Origin of the sequence: Streptococcus sp. 27098_8_86 (assembly GCF_041432595.1) — a bacterium.
GTDB classification, from domain to species: Bacteria; Bacillota; Bacilli; order Lactobacillales; family Streptococcaceae; genus Streptococcus; species Streptococcus pneumoniae_F.
This window is the reverse complement of record NZ_JAPVZW010000006.1, coordinates 94944-115922: the sequence shown is the minus strand read 5'-3', so window position 1 is coordinate 115922 and position 20979 is coordinate 94944. Positions and strand designations below refer to the sequence as shown.

22 protein-coding genes are annotated in these 20979 nt (G+C 41.5%); 1 reads left to right on the top strand and 21 read right to left on the bottom strand.

The genetic code is table 11. The features are described from left to right. Window positions 1-10: 10 nt before the first annotated feature. The 10 genes from O3616_RS06975 to budA all read right to left on the bottom strand — a co-directional run bounded on the left by O3616_RS06975 (window position 11) and on the right by budA (window position 10352). Window positions 11-1315 (bottom strand): restriction endonuclease subunit S, encoded by a 1305-nt coding sequence (locus O3616_RS06975; protein WP_125431127.1) that lies wholly within the window; start codon window positions 1313-1315, stop codon window positions 11-13. Continuing rightward, window positions 1308-3485 (bottom strand): class I SAM-dependent DNA methyltransferase, encoded by a 2178-nt coding sequence (locus tag O3616_RS06970; protein WP_125431130.1) that lies wholly within the window; start codon window positions 3483-3485, stop codon window positions 1308-1310. Before O3616_RS06970 ends, O3616_RS06975 begins: the two co-directional genes overlap by 8 nt. Beyond that, entirely contained in the window at window positions 3486-3638 is a 153-nt protein-coding gene (locus O3616_RS06965; RefSeq protein ID WP_080978383.1) for a helix-turn-helix transcriptional regulator, read from the bottom strand. Between the two features lie 260 nt (window positions 3639-3898). Beyond that, window positions 3899-4969: an ABC transporter substrate-binding protein gene (locus tag O3616_RS06960; protein WP_033681612.1), complete on the bottom strand. Its 1071-nt coding sequence runs from the start codon at window positions 4967-4969 to the stop codon at window positions 3899-3901. Beyond that, entirely contained in the window at window positions 4966-5739 is a 774-nt protein-coding gene (locus tag O3616_RS06955) for an ABC transporter permease (protein WP_000712740.1), read from the bottom strand. The genes O3616_RS06960 and O3616_RS06955 overlap by 4 nt, the downstream gene beginning before the upstream one ends. Continuing rightward, window positions 5736-6542, bottom strand: a complete 807-nt coding sequence (locus tag O3616_RS06950) for an ABC transporter permease (protein ID WP_000753801.1) — start codon at window positions 6540-6542, stop codon at window positions 5736-5738. The genes O3616_RS06955 and O3616_RS06950 overlap by 4 nt, the downstream gene beginning before the upstream one ends. Beyond that, a complete protein-coding gene (locus tag O3616_RS06945) occupies window positions 6523-7680 on the bottom strand; it encodes an ABC transporter ATP-binding protein (RefSeq protein WP_000742895.1) in 1158 nt (385 codons plus the stop codon). Before O3616_RS06945 ends, O3616_RS06950 begins: the two co-directional genes overlap by 20 nt. A 159-nt stretch (window positions 7681-7839) precedes the next feature. Then, window positions 7840-8745, bottom strand: a complete 906-nt coding sequence (gene murB, locus O3616_RS06940) for a UDP-N-acetylmuramate dehydrogenase (RefSeq protein WP_084925818.1) — start codon at window positions 8743-8745, stop codon at window positions 7840-7842. A gap of 113 nt (window positions 8746-8858) precedes the next feature. Then, the gene (locus tag O3616_RS06935; protein WP_049552462.1) at window positions 8859-9611 is read right to left on the bottom strand and encodes a YhfC family intramembrane metalloprotease; all 753 of its coding nucleotides are present in this window, start codon (window positions 9609-9611) and stop codon (window positions 8859-8861) included. 9 nt (window positions 9612-9620) lie between these two features. Further along, window positions 9621-10352 (bottom strand): acetolactate decarboxylase, encoded by a 732-nt coding sequence (budA, locus tag O3616_RS06930; RefSeq protein WP_000360298.1) that lies wholly within the window; start codon window positions 10350-10352, stop codon window positions 9621-9623. Window positions 10353-10493: 141 nt separating this feature from the next. Here budA and O3616_RS06925 point away from each other — a divergent pair, with 141 nt between their 5' ends. Beyond that, a complete protein-coding gene (locus tag O3616_RS06925; RefSeq protein WP_371638461.1) occupies window positions 10494-11765 on the top strand; it encodes a PLP-dependent aminotransferase family protein in 1272 nt (423 codons plus the stop codon). A 174-nt stretch (window positions 11766-11939) separates the two neighbouring features. Here O3616_RS06925 and O3616_RS06920 read toward each other — a convergent pair whose 3' ends face one another. The 11 genes from O3616_RS06920 to O3616_RS06870 all read right to left on the bottom strand — a co-directional run bounded on the left by O3616_RS06920 (window position 11940) and on the right by O3616_RS06870 (window position 20907). After that, window positions 11940-12755, bottom strand: coding sequence for an ABC transporter substrate-binding protein (locus O3616_RS06920; RefSeq protein ID WP_371638460.1), 816 nt, complete (start codon window positions 12753-12755; stop codon window positions 11940-11942). Between the two features lie 158 nt (window positions 12756-12913). Then, complete coding sequence (phoU, locus tag O3616_RS06915; RefSeq protein ID WP_000946460.1) at window positions 12914-13567, bottom strand: phosphate signaling complex protein PhoU; 654 nt, start codon at window positions 13565-13567, stop codon at window positions 12914-12916. A gap of 11 nt (window positions 13568-13578) precedes the next feature. Then, the gene (gene pstB, locus O3616_RS06910; protein WP_000133484.1) at window positions 13579-14337 is read right to left on the bottom strand and encodes a phosphate ABC transporter ATP-binding protein PstB; all 759 of its coding nucleotides are present in this window, start codon (window positions 14335-14337) and stop codon (window positions 13579-13581) included. Between the two features lie 12 nt (window positions 14338-14349). Next, window positions 14350-15153, bottom strand: coding sequence for a phosphate ABC transporter ATP-binding protein PstB (gene pstB, locus O3616_RS06905; RefSeq protein ID WP_000049848.1), 804 nt, complete (start codon window positions 15151-15153; stop codon window positions 14350-14352). A gap of 10 nt (window positions 15154-15163) precedes the next feature. Then, on the bottom strand, window positions 15164-16048 hold the full coding sequence (pstA, locus tag O3616_RS06900) for a phosphate ABC transporter permease PstA (RefSeq protein ID WP_000543046.1): 885 nt from the start codon (window positions 16046-16048) through the stop codon (window positions 15164-15166). After that, window positions 16038-16955, bottom strand: coding sequence for a phosphate ABC transporter permease subunit PstC (pstC, locus tag O3616_RS06895; RefSeq protein WP_001070903.1), 918 nt, complete (start codon window positions 16953-16955; stop codon window positions 16038-16040). Before pstC ends, pstA begins: the two co-directional genes overlap by 11 nt. Further along, on the bottom strand, window positions 16955-17833 hold the full coding sequence (locus O3616_RS06890) for a phosphate ABC transporter substrate-binding protein PstS family protein (RefSeq protein ID WP_049486872.1): 879 nt from the start codon (window positions 17831-17833) through the stop codon (window positions 16955-16957). The genes pstC and O3616_RS06890 overlap by 1 nt, the downstream gene beginning before the upstream one ends. A 326-nt stretch (window positions 17834-18159) precedes the next feature. Then, window positions 18160-19464, bottom strand: coding sequence for an RsmF rRNA methyltransferase first C-terminal domain-containing protein (locus O3616_RS06885; RefSeq protein ID WP_371638459.1), 1305 nt, complete (start codon window positions 19462-19464; stop codon window positions 18160-18162). After that, entirely contained in the window at window positions 19465-20238 is a 774-nt protein-coding gene (locus tag O3616_RS06880) for an inositol monophosphatase family protein (protein ID WP_371638458.1), read from the bottom strand. It abuts the gene before it with no gap. Further along, window positions 20228-20506 (bottom strand): UPF0223 family protein, encoded by a 279-nt coding sequence (locus O3616_RS06875; RefSeq protein WP_001041977.1) that lies wholly within the window; start codon window positions 20504-20506, stop codon window positions 20228-20230. Before O3616_RS06875 ends, O3616_RS06880 begins: the two co-directional genes overlap by 11 nt. Further along, complete coding sequence (locus tag O3616_RS06870) at window positions 20506-20907, bottom strand: Spx/MgsR family RNA polymerase-binding regulatory protein (RefSeq protein WP_000631254.1); 402 nt, start codon at window positions 20905-20907, stop codon at window positions 20506-20508. Before O3616_RS06870 ends, O3616_RS06875 begins: the two co-directional genes overlap by 1 nt. Between the last annotated feature and the right edge of the window lie 72 nt (window positions 20908-20979).

Here is a 20979-nt window from a genome sequence, read left to right as displayed (position 1 = left end):
AAGGCACCTCCTATTCTTCTATTTCTTCTTCATCTGTTGAGATATCAACGTCTACTTTTTCGTAAGATGGAATGACAACGCTACGAACATCTATCTTACCGATCACCACTTCTGAAATGAGAGAGTATTTGAAACTATTCAATTCTCCGATAATTGAATTACAGATATCAATGTTTCTTTTAACTTTGCTTAACTTTTTTTCAATTCTCTCTACAATTTTCTTTTGTTCATTTAATGACACTACCGGAATTTTAATAGATTTTAAATCATTACTTTTAAATCTATATACTTTTATACCAGTTGATGCTTTTTTAAGTAACAAGGCATCCTTTTTTAAGCAATAGAACAAATACTTGGGGTCAATCCCTTCTTTAGGTTTTATAAGTAATTGCTCCCCACCAATTAGACCTTTTTCATCTCTATCATAGAATGCAAAATGCCCTAAATCTTCAATAGTTTCGGACGTATAAACTGCAATAATATCGTTTCTATCAACTATTTGAGACGATTTATAAAATTCATCATTTACGTAAAAATTATAATTGTTATCTATAGTGTCAACTTTATACACCTTCCCATACTGTAATGCTACATATGTGCCCTTAGATAACAAATCATCTTTTGTAAAGGTTGAATTACCTCTAACTATATCTACATACTTCCTAATACTTTCTTCTTTCATATTTGAAGAGTTAAAAGAGATTATCTTTTCAAAAAGTCGATTAAGTTTTTCTATCTTTTCCTTCTCCACAGCAATCAATCGATCAATCTCATTGATTTTCCAGTTCAGATAGGTAGCAATTTGTTTCTGTTCTATTAGAGGAGGAAGGATCACTTTTTCATATTTTAACATCTGCATTGGCACTCGAAGCCTATGGTCTAAAATTCCCTTTCCCAGCACTCTAAAAGATTCATAGAATGGTTTAACTTGAAATAAATAGTTCAGATAGTCTATATTATGCTCACTTTCATTTATCAAGCGCAAAACATAATAAACCTGACTTAATACACCTTTATATTTTGACTTACCTAATGATCCAATCATCATGTTCATCGAATTAAGAACCATATCATTCGGATAGACAATCTTATAATTTTCAATATTTTCTGAAGCCTTATTACCAACACTGCCTTTTTCTGTATAAGGTATAACTCCTCTGTTCTTTATAACAGACAAAATAAACTTAATGTCTCCTTTTTGATTTTTTTCTTTTCTCTCTTCAAAAACATGGGAAATAGGACTGACTTCCCAATGCTCTGGTACTTCCTCCAGCCAGGGCAGGTCAACTTTCTTGTACCGTTCGTACTTATTCATACAACCCCTCCAAAATGCTTGCCATCATGCCATCTGATTGTTTTTCTAACTCTTTGATTCGAGCAACAATGGTTTCGACGCTTTCTAATTGTTTTGGCTTGTAGAAGTACTTGGTGAAGTTTATCTCATAACCAATTTGTGTCTTTTCTTTATTGACAAAGGCATCTGGATGATAAGGTAGTACTTCTTGGGCGATAAAGGCATTGATACCACCTTTATAAGTCATCGGTATGTTTTCTGTATCAGTTAAATTTGTATCAATGATGACATTACCTTTACTATCTGTTTGCAACTCCGCATTTTCATCTTTAACAATGATATTATCTAACATCCCTATTGATAATGCTTTTGCAAAGTTTGCACCTTTGATATTATAGGCTTTAAGGGCTTTATTAAAGTTCTTCACAAATGTTGAAAAGTCAAGGTAGAGTTCCTCTTGCCCAAAAGATTGTAATACAGCCAAGTAGGCTTTGATGTTCTCAGTTTTTTTGAGTTCTGAAAGAGCAGCTTTCGTGTCTTTAAGTCCACTATTGGATAATTTAGCTTTATCAAGGTTTCCTTCTAAGGCACCGACGGCAATTAATGTCGCTTCTAATTGTTGAAGATTAGTTTGATTGCAAAGAATAGCTTGTCTAAGTGGGCGTTCCACTGTCACCTTATAGTAACCAAAGTCTTCGTTATTGAATATTTTTGAATACTCGCTTTCTTGAAAATTGAGGTATTCATCAAGAATGAACTGACGATTCTCTTCTGAGAGTTCACAGTTTTTCTTACCAAGGTTCTTCCGTAAGGAAGTCTTAATACTGCTGGCATCGATTAATTGGATTTTTCCTTTACGCTTTTCTTCTTTACGATTGCTGAGAATCCAGATATGCGTTGTAATTGGTGTGTTATAGAATATGTTCTCTGGTAACTGAATAATAGCTTCGATAAGATCTTCTTCAATCATATAGCGACGAGCATTACTCGCCCCACTGCCTGCATCACCTGTAAAAAGGGCTGAACCGTTATGTACTTCGAGAATGCGAGATCCTAACGCTGTCTCTTTCATCTTAGCGATATTATTCAATAAGAATAGCAACTGTCCATCACTGACATCTGGAAGCATACGGAAGTCTGCTTGTTCTTTGTAAGATTTGACAAAACGTGAATCCATCACACTTTTTTTAGATTTATCGTCTGTTCCTCCACCCAAGATAGTGAGATCTGTTTTCCAGTTCTTCCCATAAGGTGGATTGGATAGCATAAAGTCAAAATGCTCACCCGAAGTTTGGTCGTAAGATAGGGTTGAGCCATAGAAAACTTTATTTGCATTGGTGTCCCCACCCTTGATCAGCAAGTCGGCTTTAGAGATGGCATAAGTTTCTGGATTGACCTCTTGTCCGAACATGTGAATCGATAGAGACTTGCCTGTTTCTTGAGCAAAAGTCTGAAGTTTTTCCTCTGCTACTGTAGCCATTCCAAGTGTTCCACAGGCTCCATCATAGATAGAATATGTCCCATCTTTCAACTTATCAAGAATCGGTACAACAGCGATGTCAGCCATCAATTCAATAACATCACGAGGAGTAAAGTGCTCCCCAGCTTCTTCGTTATTTTCCTCATTAAACTTACGAATCAACTCTTCAAAAAGTGTTCCCATAGCATGGTTATCTAACCCTTTTTTTATCACTTCACCTTGCGAATTCAACTCATCATAAGGACTAAGATTTAACTCTGATGATGTAAATTTTTCAATGACAGAACCTAGGATGCCTGCTTCTGTCATCTTAGTTAGCTGATTATTGAAGTCAAACTTTTGTAAGATTTCCTTTACGTTTTCTGAGAACCCATTCAAATATTCCTCAAAATTTTTCTTAAGATTTTGACGGTTTGTTTCGTGTTTTAAATCTTTCAGCTGAAATTGTGATGTATTGTAGAATGGCAAGTTCACAGCTGTTGCCAATGTTTTTTCAACATCCCACCCTTCTTGTTCTGCTGTCTCTTTAACTTTCATAATATTCGCTTTTTCTTTTTCGATAATAGTATCAAAACGGCGAATAACAGTCATGGGAAGAATAACATCACGGTATTTCCCTCGAACGTAGACATCTCGCAAACAATCATCTGCAACAGACCAGATGAAACTAACAAGTTTATTGTACTCCAATGCATTATATGAACTATCCATTTAATTATCCTCCAAATTAAATTTTTCAATCGTAATGATATCTCCAATATCACTGTCTAGTTCCCTACAAATTTTTCCAATAACTACTGGAGAAACAGCTTCCCCTTTTACCATTTTTGAAATAGTTGTTGGTGAGATTCTAGTTTTAGCCATTAGATACCTCCAAGAAACGCAAAAAGCCTACTGGATTTTCAGTAGGTTTCAGTCTATATTTTTTACATTTTTTTATTAGGTTATATATATATATATATGCATTTGCGTAGTCTGGCTCATTTTGAACTCCTTTAGAATTAAATTTTCAGAGATGCTATAAACAATTCTAATAACTCTCAGCCTAAAACTATTATACCATGATTTCTATTTTTTCAAAAAAACGAACCAGCTTGACTGATTCGTTTCTTACGTTTAGCCTCCTACTTCCGATACATTTTAAACTGTAGGAAGAGGTCGCTATATTTGCCTGTCCATTTATGGTCAAATTTCTCATAAACTTCTAGGTGTTTCATGGTTTCAGCATCTGGATAGAAGGATTTGTCTTCTTTTTTCTCCTCTGGGAGTAATTCCTTAGCTGGTAGGTTTGGTGTTGAATAGCCGACATACTCCGCATTTTTGAGAGCATTTTCAGGTTTCAACATAAAGTTTATAAAGGAATAGGCTGCATCTTGGTTTTTGACGGTTTTGGGAATGACCATATTGTCAAACCAAAGGTTGCTGGCTTCTGTCGGTACCACATAGCGTAGGTTTTCATTTTTTTCTAGCATTTGACTAGCTTCGCCAGAGAAGGTCACACCGATTGCAGCGTTGTTCTGAATCATATAGCCCTTCATCTCATCCGCCACAATAGCCTTGATATTTGGAGTGAGCTTGTAAAGCTTGTCCACTGTCTCTTCTAACTGCTGGGTATCCTTGGAGTTGAGGCTGTAGCCTAGCGAGTTGAGTCCTAATCCCAGTACCTCACGCGCCCCATCAAAAAGCATGATAGAGTTCTTATACTCTGGCTTCCAGAGGTCATCCCAATGCTCAGGCGCTTCCTCTACCATGGTTTCATTATAGACAATTCCCAGTGTTCCCCAGAAGTAAGGGATGGAGAATTTATTGCCTGGGTCAAAGGACTGGTTGAGGAATTCTGGTCCGATATTTTCAAGACCTTCAAGTTTTGAATAATCAAGCGGAACCAAGAGGTCTTCGTCCTTCATCTTGTTAATCATGTATTCACTAGGAATGGCAATATCGTAGGTTGTTCCACCCTGCTTGATTTTGGTATACATGGCTTCGTTGGAGTCAAAGGTCTCGTACTGGACTTGGATTCCCGTTTCTTCTGTGAATTGCTCCAAGAGTTCTGGATCGATGTAATCCCCCCAGTTGTAAATGACCAGTTTTTGACTATCTCGACTATTGATTTTACTATCTAGATGAGTCGCAATTCCCCACAAGACGAGGATAATGGCTACAATTCCTGCTAAAAATGAATAGAGTTTTTTCATGCTTGCTCCTCCTTCTCACGTGAGATAAAGTAATAACCAACAACTAGGATAATACTAAAGAGAAAGACGAGGGCAGACAGGGCATTGATTTCTAGAGAAATCCCCTTACGAGCACGAGAGTAAATCTCGACTGACAGGGTTGAAAAGCCATTTCCCGTTACGAAGAAGGTCACGGCAAAGTCATCTAGCGAATAGGTGAAGGCCATGAAGTAACCTGCAATGATAGACGGAGTCAGGTAAGGAAGCATGATTTCCTTGAACATCTGAAATTGACTGGCACCAAGGTCATAGGCCGCATGAATCATGTCACCGTTCATTTCCTTGAGTCGAGGCAAGACCATCAAGACCACGATAGGAATCGAGAAGGCCACATGACTAGATAGAACGGTCAAAAAGCCAAGTGAAAACTTGAGTTGGGTAAAGAGAATCAAGAAGCTGGCACCAATCATAACATCAGGCGCAACCATGAGGATATTATTGAGTGAAAGAAAGGCTTCTTGGTATTTCTTACGAGACTGGTAGATATAAATAGCTCCAAAAGTCCCGATAATGGTCGCAATCAAGGCTGACAGGAAGGCCAAGAAAAAGGTCTGGGTCACAATTAACATAAGGCGACCATCGCCAAACATAGTTTTAAAATGGCTCAGGCTGAAGCCTGTAAAGCTATTCATGTCGTTTCCTGCATTAAAGGCGTAACCAATCAAGTAAAAAATCGGCAGGTAGAGGACAAGAAAGACCAGTCCCAGATATAGATTGGCAAATTTTTTCATCGTTCTCTCCTTTCCTTGGTCACCCACATGGTGATGAACATGGTCAAGATGAGAATTACACCGATGGTTGAACCCATACCATAGTTGTCATTGGTTAGGAAATTCTGTTCAATAGCCGTTCCCAGCGTAATAACACGGTTCCCACCAATCAAACGGGTCAGCATGAAGAGACTCAAGCTGGGGATAAAGACCGACTGAACCCCACTTCTCACACCGTTCATCGATAGAGGAAAGATGACATGACGGAAGGTCTCCCACTTGGTCGCACCTAGGTCGTAGCTGGCATTGATGAGGTTGTTATCCATATCGTCCAAGACATTGAAAATCGGCAATATCATAAAGGGAAGCTCGATGTAGCTTGCGACAAAGATAAAGGAGAAATCGGTAAAGAGCAACTGTTGCGAACCAATTCCGATAAATTCCAAGAATTGGTTAATAGAACCATTTTGACCAAAAATCCCGATAAAGGCATAGGCTTTAAGGAGCAAATTAATCCAGGTTGGCAAAATAATCAGCATGAGCCAGAGTTGACGGTGCTTGAGACGGGTCAAAAAGAGGGCTGTTGGATAGCTGATAAGCAAGGTCACAAAGGTCACAATTCCTGCATAGAGTACAGAGTTGAAACTCATTTTTAGGTAGGTCAAGTTTTGTGACGCAAAGTAGGATTTGTAATTTTCTAAACTGAACTGGCCTTCGATGTTGAAAAAGGATTGACCGAAAATCAAGACCAAGGGTGCCAATACAAATAGTGCAATCCAGAGCATGTAGGGCACTACAAAGAGTTTAGAGCTTGTTTTCTTCATCTCTTTCCTCCTCGATTGCATTGATCAGACCTGCTTCTTGCTCTTCGATTTCCACGTATTCTTCGATACGAGCATCAAACTCTTCTTCGGTTTCGTTGAGACGCATGATATGGATGTCTTCTGGCTCAAAGTCCAGACCGATTTCCTCACCCACGATGGCCTTACGGGTTGAGTGGATCATCCATTCATTCCCAAGTTCGTCATAGGCGATAATTTCATAGTGCACCCCACGGAAGAGCTGGGTATCGACCTTAACTTGGAGCTTGCCTTCTTCAGGAAGGGTAATCCGCAAGTCCTCTGGACGAATCACGACTTCAACAGGCTCATTTGGCTTCATCCCCCCATCGACTGCTTCAAAGCGTTTGCCGTTAAACTCAACCAAGTAGTCCTCAATCATGGTTCCTGGCAAGATATTTGACTCACCGATAAAGGTCGCAACAAAGTGATTGATCGGCTCATCGTAGATATCCACAGGTGTTCCAGACTGGACAATCTCACCATCATTCATAACAAAAATCCAGTCACTCATGGCCAGCGCTTCTTCCTGATCGTGAGTGACAAAGACAAAGGTAATGCCCAATCGTTGTTGTAGTTCACGCAGTTCGTACTGCATATCTGTTCGTAATTTCAAGTCAAGCGCTGACAGAGGCTCGTCCAACAAAACCACACGAGGTTGGTTGATGATGGCACGGGCAATAGCCACACGCTGGCGTTGTCCTCCAGATAGTTTACGAATGGAACGTTTTTCGTAACCTTCCAACTGAACCATCTTGAGAACTTCCGCTACGCGTTTCTCGATTTCTTTCTTATCAATCTTGCGCAAGCGGAGTGGAAAAGCAACATTTTCAAACACATTCATATGTGGAAACAAGGCATAGGATTGGAAGACCGTATGGACGTCACGCTTGTTGGTTGGGATGTCATTGATACGGACACCGTCCAGCAAAATATCTCCTGTCGTCGCATCTAGCAAACCTGCAATGATGTTTAGGATAGTTGATTTCCCTGAACCAGATGCGCCTAGAAGAGTATAAAATTTCCCCTCTTCCAACTCAAAGTTGATGTCTTTGAGAACCTTGGTGTTGCTGTCTTCAAAAACTTTAGAGACGTTTTTGAATTCAATAATTGGTTTTTTCAATTGTCATTTATTCCTTCTTTTTCATAGATTAACAGATCAGGGCTCTGTCAGGCCGCCACTACCTCGTGTAGGAGACTGAACTGCCTACATTCTTCTGCACTGACGATAGGCTTTCACCCCCTTTCCATGATATAGCAGCAACTTTTCAACTACAGCTTTCTACTTGCTTTCACCTAAAATACGGACTTCTCTCTCAAGAGTAACACCAGAGTGTTCCTTGACTTTTTCAATCACAGACTCAATCAAGTCTTCGTAGTCTTTGGCCGTTCCATCTGCAACATTGATCATAAAACCTGCGTGCTTTTCAGACACTTCTACGCCACCGATACGATAGCCTTTCAAGCCAGCTTCTGAAATTAATTGACCTGCAAAATGCCCTACTGGACGCTTAAAGACCGAACCACAAGATGGATATTCTAAAGGTTGCTTGAGTTCACGTAGATGCGTCAAGCGATCCATTTCTTGCTTGATAACCTGATGGTTTCCTGGAGCAAGGGAAAATTTAGCTGACAAGACAACTGCACCAGACTCCTGAATGGCTGAATGGCGGTAACCAAAAGCCAAATCTTTTGCAGACAGGGTCTCGATTTCTCCATCCTTGGTCAAGACCTTACAAGACTGCAAGATGTGGGCAATCTCACCACCATAGGCACCTGCATTCATAAAGACAGCACCGCCAACGCTCCCTGGAATGCCACAAGCAAACTCAAAGCCAGTCAAACTATGACGAAGGGCAATGCGAGTTGTTTCAATCAAGTTAGCACCTGCTTCTGCTTCAATAGTATAGCCATCAACAGAAACATTATTGAGCTTGTCACACAAGATGACAAATCCACGAATTCCACCATCACGAACGATGATGTTGCTGGCATTCCCAAGAACCATCCAAGGGATATTTTCTTGATTGGCAAATTTGACAACGCGAGCCAACTCAAAACGATTTCGTGGAAAGACCAAATAATCGGCCTCTCCACCTACTTTTGTATAACTATAGCTATGCAAGGGTTCCTTGAAACGGATATCAATCCCTTCTAAGATTTCAAGCATTTTTTCTTTTACTGACATGACACTCTTCCTTTTACAAAATTCATTCCATTATACCATTTTTAAGACCATTTGACGACCCTAAAAAAATCTTGGGCTTATTTTAAACAAAAAAAGAGGTTCCCCCCTTTTTCTTATGATTTTTTGCAAAAGATTGCCTTTGTTCCATAGGCAACCAGAACAAGTTCAAGTGCTAGGACAACTTCAACCAAGACTGGATTGGTCAACCAGCCAACTTGGGCAAGAGATGGTGCCAGATCAAAGAAGGCATGTAGGCCATAGGCTGCTAGGAGATAAATCCATTTCTTCTGGCGAACAGCTTGGTAAACCCAAACAGTCAAGAGTAATTGGAAACCTAGCGCCAAGATTCTCTCAAAACCAAGCAAATAAATCTGCCAGACTGATAGCGACTGAATAGTTTTCAACATATTTTCAGACAGCAATTGCATGACCTGTGGATTTTGCGTTTGAACTGCTGAGAGAACGATGTAGAGATTGATCAAACTAGTAAGACCTAAGAAAATCAACTCCAAGCCACCATGCCCCAATCCATAAGCCAAGGCATCTGCCTTTTCCAAACTTCTCTTTTTCTCCAACCATTTGAAGAAAACAAGACGAGCTGTTTCCTCAAAAAGAGCTGCCATGGCTAGTCCATAGACAATATAGACAAACGGATGGTCTTGCAAGAGGGCAATACTACCGTCTTTTTGAGGATGAAGAACTATGATATGAATCAATTTTTCTAGAATCTGTGAAGAGAGAAAGAAGGCAACAGCCCCCAAGCCCAAGACAGCTAGATTAATCTGGTATTTCTTTTTGGTATACCAAATACTCCCTAGCAAGAGAGCCAGCAACAGCACCATGGTAATGATAATATGAGTGGTCATTTTCGTCTCCTATTCTGCCTTTTCAATATCTTTTTTCATCTCGTCAACATTGAACTTAGCAAACAAGTATTGACGGTCTTGGACTGGGAAACGTTGGTCCAACTGGTCAACTGCTCCCACCTCGATAATGCCTTCCTTGATGACAAAGTCCATGACATGCCCACCGAAGGTCAGGTCATCTGAAATGAAGTGCAGATGGTAGCCTGCCACACTAACTCCATGGAAAATCTCTGGCGTCCAGAAACCAACGATGGTCCCCGCCACATTGTCACGACTATATTCCGGTTGATGGGTTGCAACCTCAGCAAACTTGGTATCTGGTGTTGACTTAGGAATCATACGCACATGCATATGCGAAAATTCCCCACGAATCTTAATAGAACGGAAAAGATTTTCTCCATCATAATAAGACTCAATCCGCTCTTCCAATTCCTTGTCTGTCATCTCAAAGCGCTGTCGGAAAATAACCTCTGCCTGATGCGGTACTACTGCTGCATAAGGAATAAGGGCATCTGGTGATACTTCCACAATTTCTGGCTGATCTCCTGATCCTTTGGCCTGATAAGCCTTGCCATCTAAGACAATCAATTCTCCATCAATAGAATCCAAGGTTCCCAAACCAAGGTCGCCATGCTCTAGTAATTCTCCTACCGTCATGGTACCACCATAAAGGCCAGCCATCAAGGCTCCAAGGGTATTGTATTGAAATAATTTCACTGGTTCCTGCACGTTCTTATCCATTCTCTTTCTTATCTGTTATTCTATAAATGTTACTCCTAAGTATACCACATTTGCCCCTAGATGTGAAAGAGAGAAACACCCTAGACATTGCCAAGAAGGAAAAAAAAGGGTACAATGTAACAAAATCAAGGGAGGTCTGGAATGAAGAAACAAAGCAAGTACCAAGAGGTCATAGCTTATCTGAAAAATAGTATCGAGTCTGGACGCTTTCCAACGGGAAGTCGCCTGCCTTCTATCCGTCAACTGAGCCTTGACTTTCACTGTAGCAAGGATACCATTCAACGAGCCCTACTGGAATTACGACACGAACAATACCTCTATGCCAAGCCCCAGAGTGGCTACTATGTCCTAGAACAAGGGCAACATCAAGATCTAGAAATCGAGGTTACGGACGAACATGCCAGCGCCTATGACGATTTCCGACTCTGTGTCAATGAAACCTTAATTGGCCGAGAAAACTACCTCTTCAACTACTATGACAACCAAGAAGGTTTAGAAGACTTAAGACAATCCATTCATAAACTGCTCTTTGACCAAGCCCTCTACTGCAAGGCTGATCAACTTGTACTGACTTCTGGAACCCAGCAAGCCTTGTTTATCCTTTCTCAAATATCCTTTCCTAGCCAAGCCAAGGCAATCTTGGTGGAACAGCCGACCTACCATCGGATGAATCGTCTCTTGATTGCTCAAGGTCTGGACTATCAAACGATTGAACGAGGCATTGATGGGATTGACTTGGAGGAACTGGAAGGTCACTTCAAAACAGGAAAAATTAAGTTTTTCTATACCATTCCTCGCTTCCACTATCCTCTGGGGCATTCCTATTCTGAGCAGGACAAACGAGCCATTCTTGACTTAGCTGCCAAGTATGGTGTCTATATCGTAGAGGACGACTATTTGGGGGATTTGGACTCCAAGAAGGGCCAGACCTTCCACTATCTAGATACAGAGGAGCGCGTCATTTATATCAAGTCCTTCTCAACCAGCCTCTTTCCAGCCCTGCGGATTACGGCACTCATTCTGCCAAATGCTATCAAAGAAGCCTTTGTGGCCTACAAAAATATCCTAGACTACGACAGCAACCTCATCATGCAAAAGGCCTTATCACTCTATATTGACAGTCAATTATTTGAGAAAAATCGTCTGGCTCGCTTGTCCAATCAGGAAACTTACCAAAAACAAATCGAGGAAATCTTAACTAAAACACCTTGTCCCCTTCCTCATTATCCCCTACACGATGGTTTATTGCTCGATCTCAGACAGTATCCTAAAATCGCCAGCCTAAAACACAGTCAGCTGAAATTGGACTTCTTTGAGGAGGCTTACTTGGGTGCCTGTCCTTATCAATTTGCCAAGGTATCCTTAGAAAATCTGGAAAAGGTTTTAAACTATTTAAAAGCAGAATTGGATTGACTTCCAACTCTGCTTTTTTCTTATACTCTTCGAAAATCAAATTCAAACCACGTCAGCGTTGCCTTACCGTAGATATATGTAACTGACTTCGTCAGTCTTATCTACAACCTCAAAGCAGTGCTTTGAGCAACCTGCGGCTAGCTTCCTAGTTTGCTCTTTGATTTTCATTGAGTATTATTCTTCAACTTCTGTTAAGGTTGCCGCTTTTTCAAGATATTTTTGGTAGGTGCCGTCATCCTTGAGTTTTTGGATGACCTTGTCCACCACTTCTTTCAAATCAGCACTATTTTTTCTAAGGGCAACGGCATTGGCTTCGCCGTCCTTCATCTTCAAGCTGACAGTTGCGACAGCTAAGTCGGCATTTTTAGCAGCATAGCTAAGGGCAACAGGCTCATCCATATGAACAGCATCTACTTTTCCAGCCTGCAATTCATTGACAGCTTCACCCATATTAGTTAGGGAAGTCAATTGCGCTTTTGGCAATTGTTCCTTGACCATTGATTCTGGAACAGTCCCTTTTTGGGCTGCAATATTAGCACTTTCAAGGCTAGTTAAATCCTTGTATTTTTCTACATCAGACTTACGAACCAAGAAACTAATCTTGTTTTCATAGTAGGGGATTGAAAAATCAAAGACTTCTTTTCTCTCGTCAGTAGCGCTAATTCCCGCAACTGCTAGGTCAGCCTTACCAGTTTGAAGACTGGTCAAGACATTGTCAAAACTCATGCTTGAAATTTCCAACTTAACCCCAAGTTCATCAGCGATAGCTTGGGCCATATCAATATCCGCACCGACTACCTGGTTTTTTCCGTCAACTAAGGATTGGAATTCAAAAGGTGCATAGTCAGGACTGGTCGCCACAACTAATTTCCCCTTTTGCTTAATGGCCTCAACAGCTGACTGAGACTCACTAGAACCCGGCTGACAAGCTACTAAGAAGAAACTTGCAAGAAAACTACATAGAACAAATATCCATTTTTTTGATTTCATAAATAAACAACCTCTCTGTTAATTTTTGTATAATTATAACGCTATCCAAGTTGCTTGTCAAGTGTTTTTTGAATTTTTATCTTAAAAATATTTTTTTCATTCAATAAAAGGAGCTATCAATTGATTTAAAGCTCCTTTTTATACAGAATGAAACTATTTTATAGTTCGACAATCTTACCTGTTTCAAAGTAAACAACCCATTCACAGATATTTTTGGCATAGTCTCCAATGCGTTCCAAGAAGGCAATCACTTGGAAATAATCACGACCTGTAACGATGGCATCTGGATTTTTCTTGATTTCTTCTGTAGCCAAGTCACGAATGCTATCAAAGTAATGGTTGATTTTTTCGTCCATTGCTGCTACTTCATAGGCCTGATCTACTGAACCATTGAGATAGAGTTCAAGGGCTGCTTCAACGAAGTTCTTGACATCACGCCCCATTCTCTTAATTTCTTCTTCAACAGCTGGGATGCGTTGCTCCCCTTTCATACGAATGGCTGCTCTTGCAATGGAAACGGCATGGTCCCCCATACGTTCCAAGTCAGATACGGCTTTTAAGACTGTTAAAACGGTACGCAAGTCCTGAGAAACCGGTTGTTGGAGGGCAATCATTTCAAATGATTTCTTCTCCAATTTCACTTCGTATTCGTTTACTTCTGCATCATCTTCGATGACTTCTTTGGCCAAATCACGGTCATGCGTAACAAAGGCACGCACTGTACGATTGATTTGGGACAGCACTTCTTGTCCCATAGCATAGAACTGGTTGTGCAATTTCTCTAAATCTTCCTCAAATTGAGAACGTAACATCATTTATCTCCTTATCCAAATTTTCCTGAAATATAATCTTCTGTTTCCTTGTGTTGTGGGTTGAGGAACATCTTCTTGGTATCGTTAAACTCGATCAGATCTCCATCTAGGAAAAATCCTGTCTTGTCAGAAATACGAGAGGCTTGTTGCATGGAACGCGTAACCAAGAGCATGGTGTATTTATCTTTTAGACCATACAAGGTTTCCTCAATCTTACCAGCCGAGATAGGGTCCAAGGCTGAAGTCGGTTCATCCAAAAGAATGATTTTAGGACTGGTTGCCAAGACACGGGCAACACAGACACGTTGCTGTTGTCCACCTGAAAGCCCGATAGCTGAATCATGCAGGCGATCCTTGACCTCATCCCAGATGGAAGCTCGTTGCAAGGCTTTTTCAACCGCCTCATCTAGAACCTGCTTGTCCTTAACTCCATTGATACGAAGCCCATAAACAACATTTTCGTAGATAGACATAGGGAAGGGGTTTGGTTGTTGGAAAACCATACCAATTTCCTTCCGCAATTCAACTGTATCTGTACGTGGGCTGTAAATATTGTGACCGTTGTAAACCACCGAACCTGTTGTGGTCACCTCTGGATTGAGATCTCCCATGCGGTTGATAGCCTTGAGGAGGGTTGACTTCCCTGATCCAGATGGACCAATCAAGGCTGTAATTTCCTTAGGTTGGAAAGATAGGGAAACACTATTCAAGGCCTTCTTTTGATTGTAGTAAACGGACAGGTCTGAAACCTGTAAAATCGCTTCTGTCATACTGTTTCCTTTCTATCCAAAGTGTCCTGTTACGTAGTCATTGGTCGACTGTAATTTGGCATTTTGGAAAATATTAGAGGTCTTATCGTACTCGATCAAGTCACCCAAGTAGAAAAATCCTGTGTAATCACTAGCACGCGCAGCCTGCTGCATACTGTGGGTCACGATGATGATGGTAAAGTCCTTCTTCAATTCCAGCATGGTTTCTTCCAGCTGAGCTGTCGCAATCGGATCCAAAGCTGACGCTGGTTCATCCATCAAGAGGATATCTGGTTTAACAGAGATAGCACGAGCGATACAGAGGCGTTGCTGCTGACCACCTGATAGGGTCAAGGCTGACTTGTGCAAATCGTCTTTGACCTGATCCCAGAGGGCAGCCTGACGAAGAGAGGTTTCCACAATTTCATCCAAGACTTGCTTGTCCTTAACTCCTGCACGTTCATGGGCAAAAGTGATGTTACGGTAGATAGACTTGGCAAAGGGATTTGGTCGTTGGAAGACCATTCCAATGTGCTTACGCATCTCATAGACATTGATTTCTGGACGGTTGACATCAATCCCTTGATAGAGGATTTGACCTGTTACCTTGGCAATATCAATGGTATCATTCATACGGTTGAGACTGCGGAGGTAGGTTGATTTCCCTGATCCAGATGGGCCAATTAAGGCAGTAATTTTATTTTTTTCAAATTGCATATCGATGCCCTTGATAGATTCATTTTTACCGTAGTAAACATGTAAATCTTTAGTAGAGAGGGCCACTTTCTCTTCAGGAAAGGTGATGATATGCTTTTCATCCCAATTATATTTTGACATGGCTTCTCCTTTAGGCAGCGGTTAATTTCTTATGTAGGTAGCTTCCGAGTTTACGGGCTCCAAAGTTAAAGATGAGGATAAAGATGAGGAGCACGGCCGCAGAACCTGCTGATACGATGGTTCCATCTGGAATAGTACCTTCACTATTTACTTTCCAGATGTGGACAGCCAAGGTTTCTGCTTGACGGAAGATAGAGATTGGGCTAGTTACACTGAGAATATTCCAGTTAGACCAGTCGAGGGCTGGAGCGGATTGTCCTGCAGTATAGATAAGAGCAGCCGCCTCACCAAAGATACGACCAGAGGCCAAGACAACCCCCGTCACAATACCTGGTAGGGCTTCTGGAATGACCACATGGACCACTGTCTCCCAACGAGAAATTCCAAGGGCCAAGCCGGCCTCACGTTGCGTATGGTGAACGTGTTTCAAACTGTCTTCAACATTACGAGTCATCTGAGGTAAGTTAAAGACCGTCAAGGCCAAGGCACCTGAAATGATTGAAAATCCATACTCAAACTGAACTACAAAGATCAAGTAACCAAAGAGACCCACAACCACTGATGGCAGTGAAGATAAGATTTCAATACAGGTTCTGACAAAATTGGTCACAGGACCTTTCTTGGCATATTCAGCTAGGAAAATCCCAGCCCCCATAGACAAGGGCACAGAAATAATCAAGGTAATAACCAGAAGGAAGAAGGAATTATAGAGCTGAATTCCAATCCCTCCACCTGCTTGGTAAGAAGAGGATTTGCCAGTCAAGAAAGACCAAGAGATGTGGGGCAAACCACGAACCAAGATATAAAGAATCAAGGATGCCAAGATAGCAACGATAATTCCTGCAATTGAGTAGAGGACAGCTGTTGCAATTTTATCTAATTTCTTAGCGTGCATAGTTTTTCTTTCCTCTTTCTTTCGTAATCAATTTAATCACACTGTTGAAGGCCAAACTCATCAAAAGCAAGACTAAGGCCAGTGACCAGAGAACGTTATTGTCAACTGTTCCCATAACCGTATTTCCAATACCCATGGTCAACACAGAGGTCAAGGTCGCAGCAGGTGTTGTCAATGAAGTTGGGACAACGGCTGAGTTTCCAACTACCATCTGAATGGCCAAGGCCTCACCAAAGGCACGCGCCATCCCAAAGACCACTGCTGTGAAAATCCCTGAACGCGCTGCCTTCAAGGTCACTCGCCAGATGGTTTGCCAACGAGTGGCTCCCATAGCCAAACTAGCTTCGCGGTAGTGACGAGGCACCGCACGCAAACTATCGGTTGTCATAAAGGTTACCGTCGGTAAAATCATGACAAAGAGAACGAAAATCCCTGACAAGATCCCAAAACCAGTTCCACCAAAGACACTGCGGACAAAGGGAACTACGACCTGCAAACCGATAAATCCATACACGACTGAAGGAATCCCAACTAGCAATTCAATGGCTGGCTGCAAGATTCTAGCACCTTTTGGTGAAACTTCAGTCATAAAGACTGCCGCACCAATGGCAAAAGGAGTTGCGATCAGGGCTGATAGGATTGTGACAATAAAGGAACCCAAAATCATAGGAAGGGCACCAAATTGTTTACCTGAAGGATTCCAAGTTTGGCCAAAGAGAAAATCAAAGATATTGACCCCATTGACAAAGAAGGTCGACAAGCCTTTTTGGGCTACGAAGATCAAAATCATAGCCACGATGATAACAATCAAAGACAGACAAGCAAAGGTCAAGCCTTTTCCTAATTTCTCTAGACGAGAGTTCTTTGAGGGAGAAAGTAATTTTTTAGCTAATTCTTCTTGATTCATTAGTGACTCCCTTCTAGTGCTGTCACCGTTCCGACAGCATCTTTTTCAACCTTCATTTCCTTGACAGAAATATAGCCCATTCCCTTAACGATTCCGCTTTGCGCTTCATCTGAGAGGACGAAGTTGAGGAATTCTGCCACCAATTCATTTGGTTGGCCTAGGGTGTACATGTGTTCATAAGACCACAAAGGCCAGTTATTGCTTGTAACATTTTCTGCAATCGGCTCATAGCCATTCAACTTCATGCGTTTAACCGAGTCATCCACATAGGCAAAGGCTAGGTAAGAAATGGCTCCTGGTGTCTGAGAAACAATGTTTTTAACCATCCCATTTGAATCCTGTTCTTGACTCTGCACGGCAGATTGACCATCCATGATAACACTATCAAAGGTTGCACGTGAACCTGAACTTGCCGCGCGGTTGATAATGGAAATGGCTAGGTCTTTCCCACCGACTTCTTTCCAGTTGGTCACTTGACCTGTGAAGATGCTACGGAGTTGTTCAGTTGTCAGATTTTCAACATCAACTTCTTTGTTTACAATGACTGCCAAGCCCGCTACGGCTACCTTATGGTCCACTAGAGCGGATGCGTTGATACCGTCTTTTTCCTCGGCAAATACGTCTGAATTTCCTACATCAACGGCTCCAGACTGAACCTGAGACAGACCTGTACCAGATCCGCCACCTTGGACGTTAACTGTTTTTCCAATGTGCATAGAGCCAAATTCATCTGCTGCTGCTTCGACCAAGGGCTGAAGAGCCGTTGAGCCAACAGCTGTCATGGATTCCCCACGATCAATCCAGCTAGCACATCCCGCCAAAGAACCTGCCAGCAAAAGAGCTGCAAGGGATAGAGCGAGTTTTTTCCTTTTTTTCACTGTTTTTCTCCTTGAAAATAATGGTGAATGCTGTGAATTTTTTCAACTATTTATTTATGTTTTTCTTTTTTAAAATTGGGAGCCAACTAAAGTTCTTATACTCAATGAAAATCAAAGAGCAAACTAGGAAACTAGCCGCAGGCTGTACTTGAGTACGGCAAGGCGATGTTGACGCGGTTTGAAGAGATTTTCGAAGAGTATTAGCTTGGTTTAACTAGAAATTTGCTTAGTTACCATCTCCACCAATTTTGACTTAAAATGAAAGACAATTTGAAAAAAATCCATACTTCCACTATAACATAGACAAGCTACTTTGACTAGCATTTTCACTTGAATCTGAGGCCTTTTGGAAAATAATTTTTCAAAACATTTCCCGTCACCTTAGCAAAGCCCAAGCCATTTCCTTTAACCAAAACTTGGTACCAACCATTTGGCAGACTTTCCGCCAATTGAACAGTTTCTCCAGCCACATACTTTACAAACGCTTCTTGGTCAATTTCAACTGACTGCTTGACCTGACTCGGTTTCAAGGCTAGACCAAGAGCAAAACTAGGCTCAAAGCGTTTCTTCTTAAAGGTACCCAGATGCAGGCCATTGCGAGCAATCTTGAGTTTCCCTAAATCTGGCAAAAGTTCTGGCAAGAGATAAAGCTGGTCTCCAAAAGTCTGCAAGATACCCCTTAGATTGACCTTCAAATGTTTTTGGGCAAATTCCTGCCACAAGGCAACTTGTTCTCGGCTGAGATTGCTCTTACTTGCCTTAAATTTAGGAACTGGATTTTCACCTTTAAATTGCAAATGGGCTACAAATTGCCCCTCTCCCTTAAAATGATGTGGGTACATACGAGCCGTTTCTGTCAGGTCAATTCCAGCTACCATTCCATTGATATGCTCTACTGGCAACAAATCAAAATCATACTCTTCCAGTAGCCAATTGACAATCTCTTCGTTTTCCTCGGGGGCCCAGGTACAAGTTGAATAAACCAGACGACCACCATCAGCTAGCATGTTTACTGCATCTTCCAGAATTTCTCTTTGCAAGCTAGCACATTGACTCGGATAATCTAAGCTCCAATAATCCATAGCATCTGGTTGCTTACGGAACATCCCTTCCCCTGAGCAAGGAGCATCAAGGACAATGAGGTCAAAATAGCCCTTAAAAACCTTGGCTAAGCGGTCAGCAGATTCATTGGTCACCACAACATTTGTCGCTCCAAAGCGCTCCATGTTTTCAACCAAAATCTTAGCCCGTTTGCTTGAAATTTCATTGGAAACAAGGAGACCCTCCCCTGCTAGATAGGCTGCCAGCTGAGTTGATTTGCCACCCGGTGCAGCTGCCAAGTCCAAAACCTTCATACCAGGACTGGGCTGGGCTACCTGAGCCACCATCTGGGCAGCAGGTTCTTGCGAATAAACTAAACCAGTAGCATGCTCAGGCGATTTCCCTGAAACCTTCCCATAATGTCCCCAAGGAGTTTGAGGAATGGCATTAGGAAAGGAAACTGGCGCTTCTTTTAAAGGATTGACCCGAAAAGCCGAAACCGCTTCCTCCTCAAAAGAGGCAAGAAAATCTCTTGCCTCATCTCCTAGTATCTCTTCATATTTTTCAACAAATCCTTCTGGAAATTGCATTTAAGTTCTTTTCCTTTCGTAAATATAGGACTGAATTTCCTCCTGCATCTCAAGAGGTAGCATCATGACCGGCTGTCTGGTTTGAAAATCAAGCGCTTGACCAGATAGGGTCACAACCCGATAGCCCAGACTTTCCCCTAAAATACTAGCCGCAGCATAATCCCATGGTTGCAGATAAGTGACATAGGTCAACAAACGCCCTGACAAAATCTTGGCAAAACTAATGGCCGCACTCCCATAGACTCGAACACCAAGCACAGCTCGACTCAAATCAGCCAGACCCCATTCATTGGTTTCCAGCATACCACTATTCCCTGCAATGAGAAAATCTCCAAGTGGTTTTGCTTTAAAGGGAGCTAGGGGCTTATCATTTAGACAAACTGGAAAGGCTCCACCACCGTGATAACAATCCCCTTTGACCACATCATAAATGAGACCAAACTGTCCCTGACCATTCTCAAAATAAGCCATCATAACAGCAAAATCTTCCTGCTGGGCGACAAAATTATTGGTCCCATCAATGGGATCAATAACCCAAACCTTGCCCTCTTGAACCGAGGCTCGCAGACAACCTTCTTCAGCACAAATCTTATCTTCAGGATAACGAGACAAAATCTCACCAACCAATAGCTCCTGAACTTCCTTGTCCAGTTTGGTCACCAAGTCTGTTGGAGAGGACTTGGTTTCAACACGCAAGTCTTCCTGCATATGGTCAAGGATGTACTGGCCCGCTCTCTTAACAAGCTCTTTGGCAAATTCAAATTTACTTTCCAAGAGAAATCTTCCCTTCCCCTTTTTCCTTGGCAGTCTGAACTGCTCGATAAAGCGAATAGCCACTAACTGTTTCAAATTCTCGTCCCAAACGTTTTTCTTCGCTCTTACTTGGCACGACCGCTTTGAATCCCTTATAGGAGTCCAGTAACTTTTTAGCCTCTACCTTGCCTTCATAGGCAGCTTCAACATCATTAAAAAAAGAAAGCACTGAAGCAAGTTCTTCAGTGCTCCACGACAAATCTAGTGGGTAACTATACTGTTTGTTCATTAACTAATACCAGCTCTCATTCTTGCTTCTTTTAGTTCTTGCTTACGGTAACTACGAGGGAGAAAAGCACGAATCTCATCTTCATTAAAACCAATTTGCATACGTTTGGCATCAATAATAATTGGGCGACGCAAAAGACTAGGATACTGCTCAATCAAATGAAGCAATTCCGATACCGAAATACTTTCTACATCAATATCTAATTTTTGAAAAATTTTTGAACGAGTTGAAATGATGTCATCAGTACCATTTTCGGTCAAGGAAAGGATGTGTTGCAATTCTTTTCTCGTTAAAGGACTGGTCATAATATTGTGTTCCTCAAAGGGCACCTTATGTTTTTCTAACCAGGCCTTTGCCTTACGACATGAAGTACAGCTCGGTGATAGGAATAGTGTAATCATGCTTTTCTCTTCTTATCTATACTTTGCTAATTCTATTATACAAAAAAATAAAGCGCTTGACTAGAGATTTTT

Excerpts from the sequence above, each read along its gene's own strand:
- O3616_RS06935 (WP_049552462.1), bottom strand. The coding sequence starts at position 9,611 with ATGACCACTCATATTATCATTACCATGGTGCTGTTGCTGGCTCTCTTG.
- O3616_RS06965 (WP_080978383.1), bottom strand. The coding sequence starts at position 3,638 with ATGGCTAAAACTAGAATCTCACCAACAACTATTTCAAAAATGGTAAAA.
- O3616_RS06960 (WP_033681612.1), bottom strand. The coding sequence starts at position 4,969 with ATGAAAAAACTCTATTCATTTTTAGCAGGAATTGTAGCCATTATCCTC.
- O3616_RS06870 (WP_000631254.1), bottom strand. The coding sequence starts at position 20,907 with ATGATTACACTATTCCTATCACCGAGCTGTACTTCATGTCGTAAGGCA.
- pstC (WP_001070903.1), bottom strand. The coding sequence starts at position 16,955 with ATGAATCAAGAAGAATTAGCTAAAAAATTACTTTCTCCCTCAAAGAAC.
- O3616_RS06975 (WP_125431127.1), bottom strand. The coding sequence starts at position 1,315 with ATGAATAAGTACGAACGGTACAAGAAAGTTGACCTGCCCTGGCTGGAG.
- O3616_RS06920 (WP_371638460.1), bottom strand. The coding sequence starts at position 12,755 with ATGAAATCAAAAAAATGGATATTTGTTCTATGTAGTTTTCTTGCAAGT.
- O3616_RS06925 (WP_371638461.1), top strand. The coding sequence starts at position 10,494 with ATGAAGAAACAAAGCAAGTACCAAGAGGTCATAGCTTATCTGAAAAAT.
- pstB (WP_000049848.1), bottom strand. The coding sequence starts at position 15,153 with ATGTCAAAATATAATTGGGATGAAAAGCATATCATCACCTTTCCTGAA.
- murB (WP_084925818.1), bottom strand. The coding sequence starts at position 8,745 with ATGTCAGTAAAAGAAAAAATGCTTGAAATCTTAGAAGGGATTGATATC.
- pstB (WP_000133484.1), bottom strand. The coding sequence starts at position 14,337 with ATGACAGAAGCGATTTTACAGGTTTCAGACCTGTCCGTTTACTACAAT.
- O3616_RS06970 (WP_125431130.1), bottom strand. The coding sequence starts at position 3,485 with ATGGATAGTTCATATAATGCATTGGAGTACAATAAACTTGTTAGTTTC.
- O3616_RS06885 (WP_371638459.1), bottom strand. The coding sequence starts at position 19,464 with ATGCAATTTCCAGAAGGATTTGTTGAAAAATATGAAGAGATACTAGGA.
- budA (WP_000360298.1), bottom strand. The coding sequence starts at position 10,352 with ATGGATAAGAACGTGCAGGAACCAGTGAAATTATTTCAATACAATACC.
- O3616_RS06950 (WP_000753801.1), bottom strand. The coding sequence starts at position 6,542 with ATGAAGAAAACAAGCTCTAAACTCTTTGTAGTGCCCTACATGCTCTGG.
- phoU (WP_000946460.1), bottom strand. The coding sequence starts at position 13,567 with ATGTTACGTTCTCAATTTGAGGAAGATTTAGAGAAATTGCACAACCAG.
- O3616_RS06875 (WP_001041977.1), bottom strand. The coding sequence starts at position 20,506 with ATGAACAAACAGTATAGTTACCCACTAGATTTGTCGTGGAGCACTGAA.
- O3616_RS06955 (WP_000712740.1), bottom strand. The coding sequence starts at position 5,739 with ATGAAAAAATTTGCCAATCTATATCTGGGACTGGTCTTTCTTGTCCTC.
- pstA (WP_000543046.1), bottom strand. The coding sequence starts at position 16,048 with ATGCACGCTAAGAAATTAGATAAAATTGCAACAGCTGTCCTCTACTCA.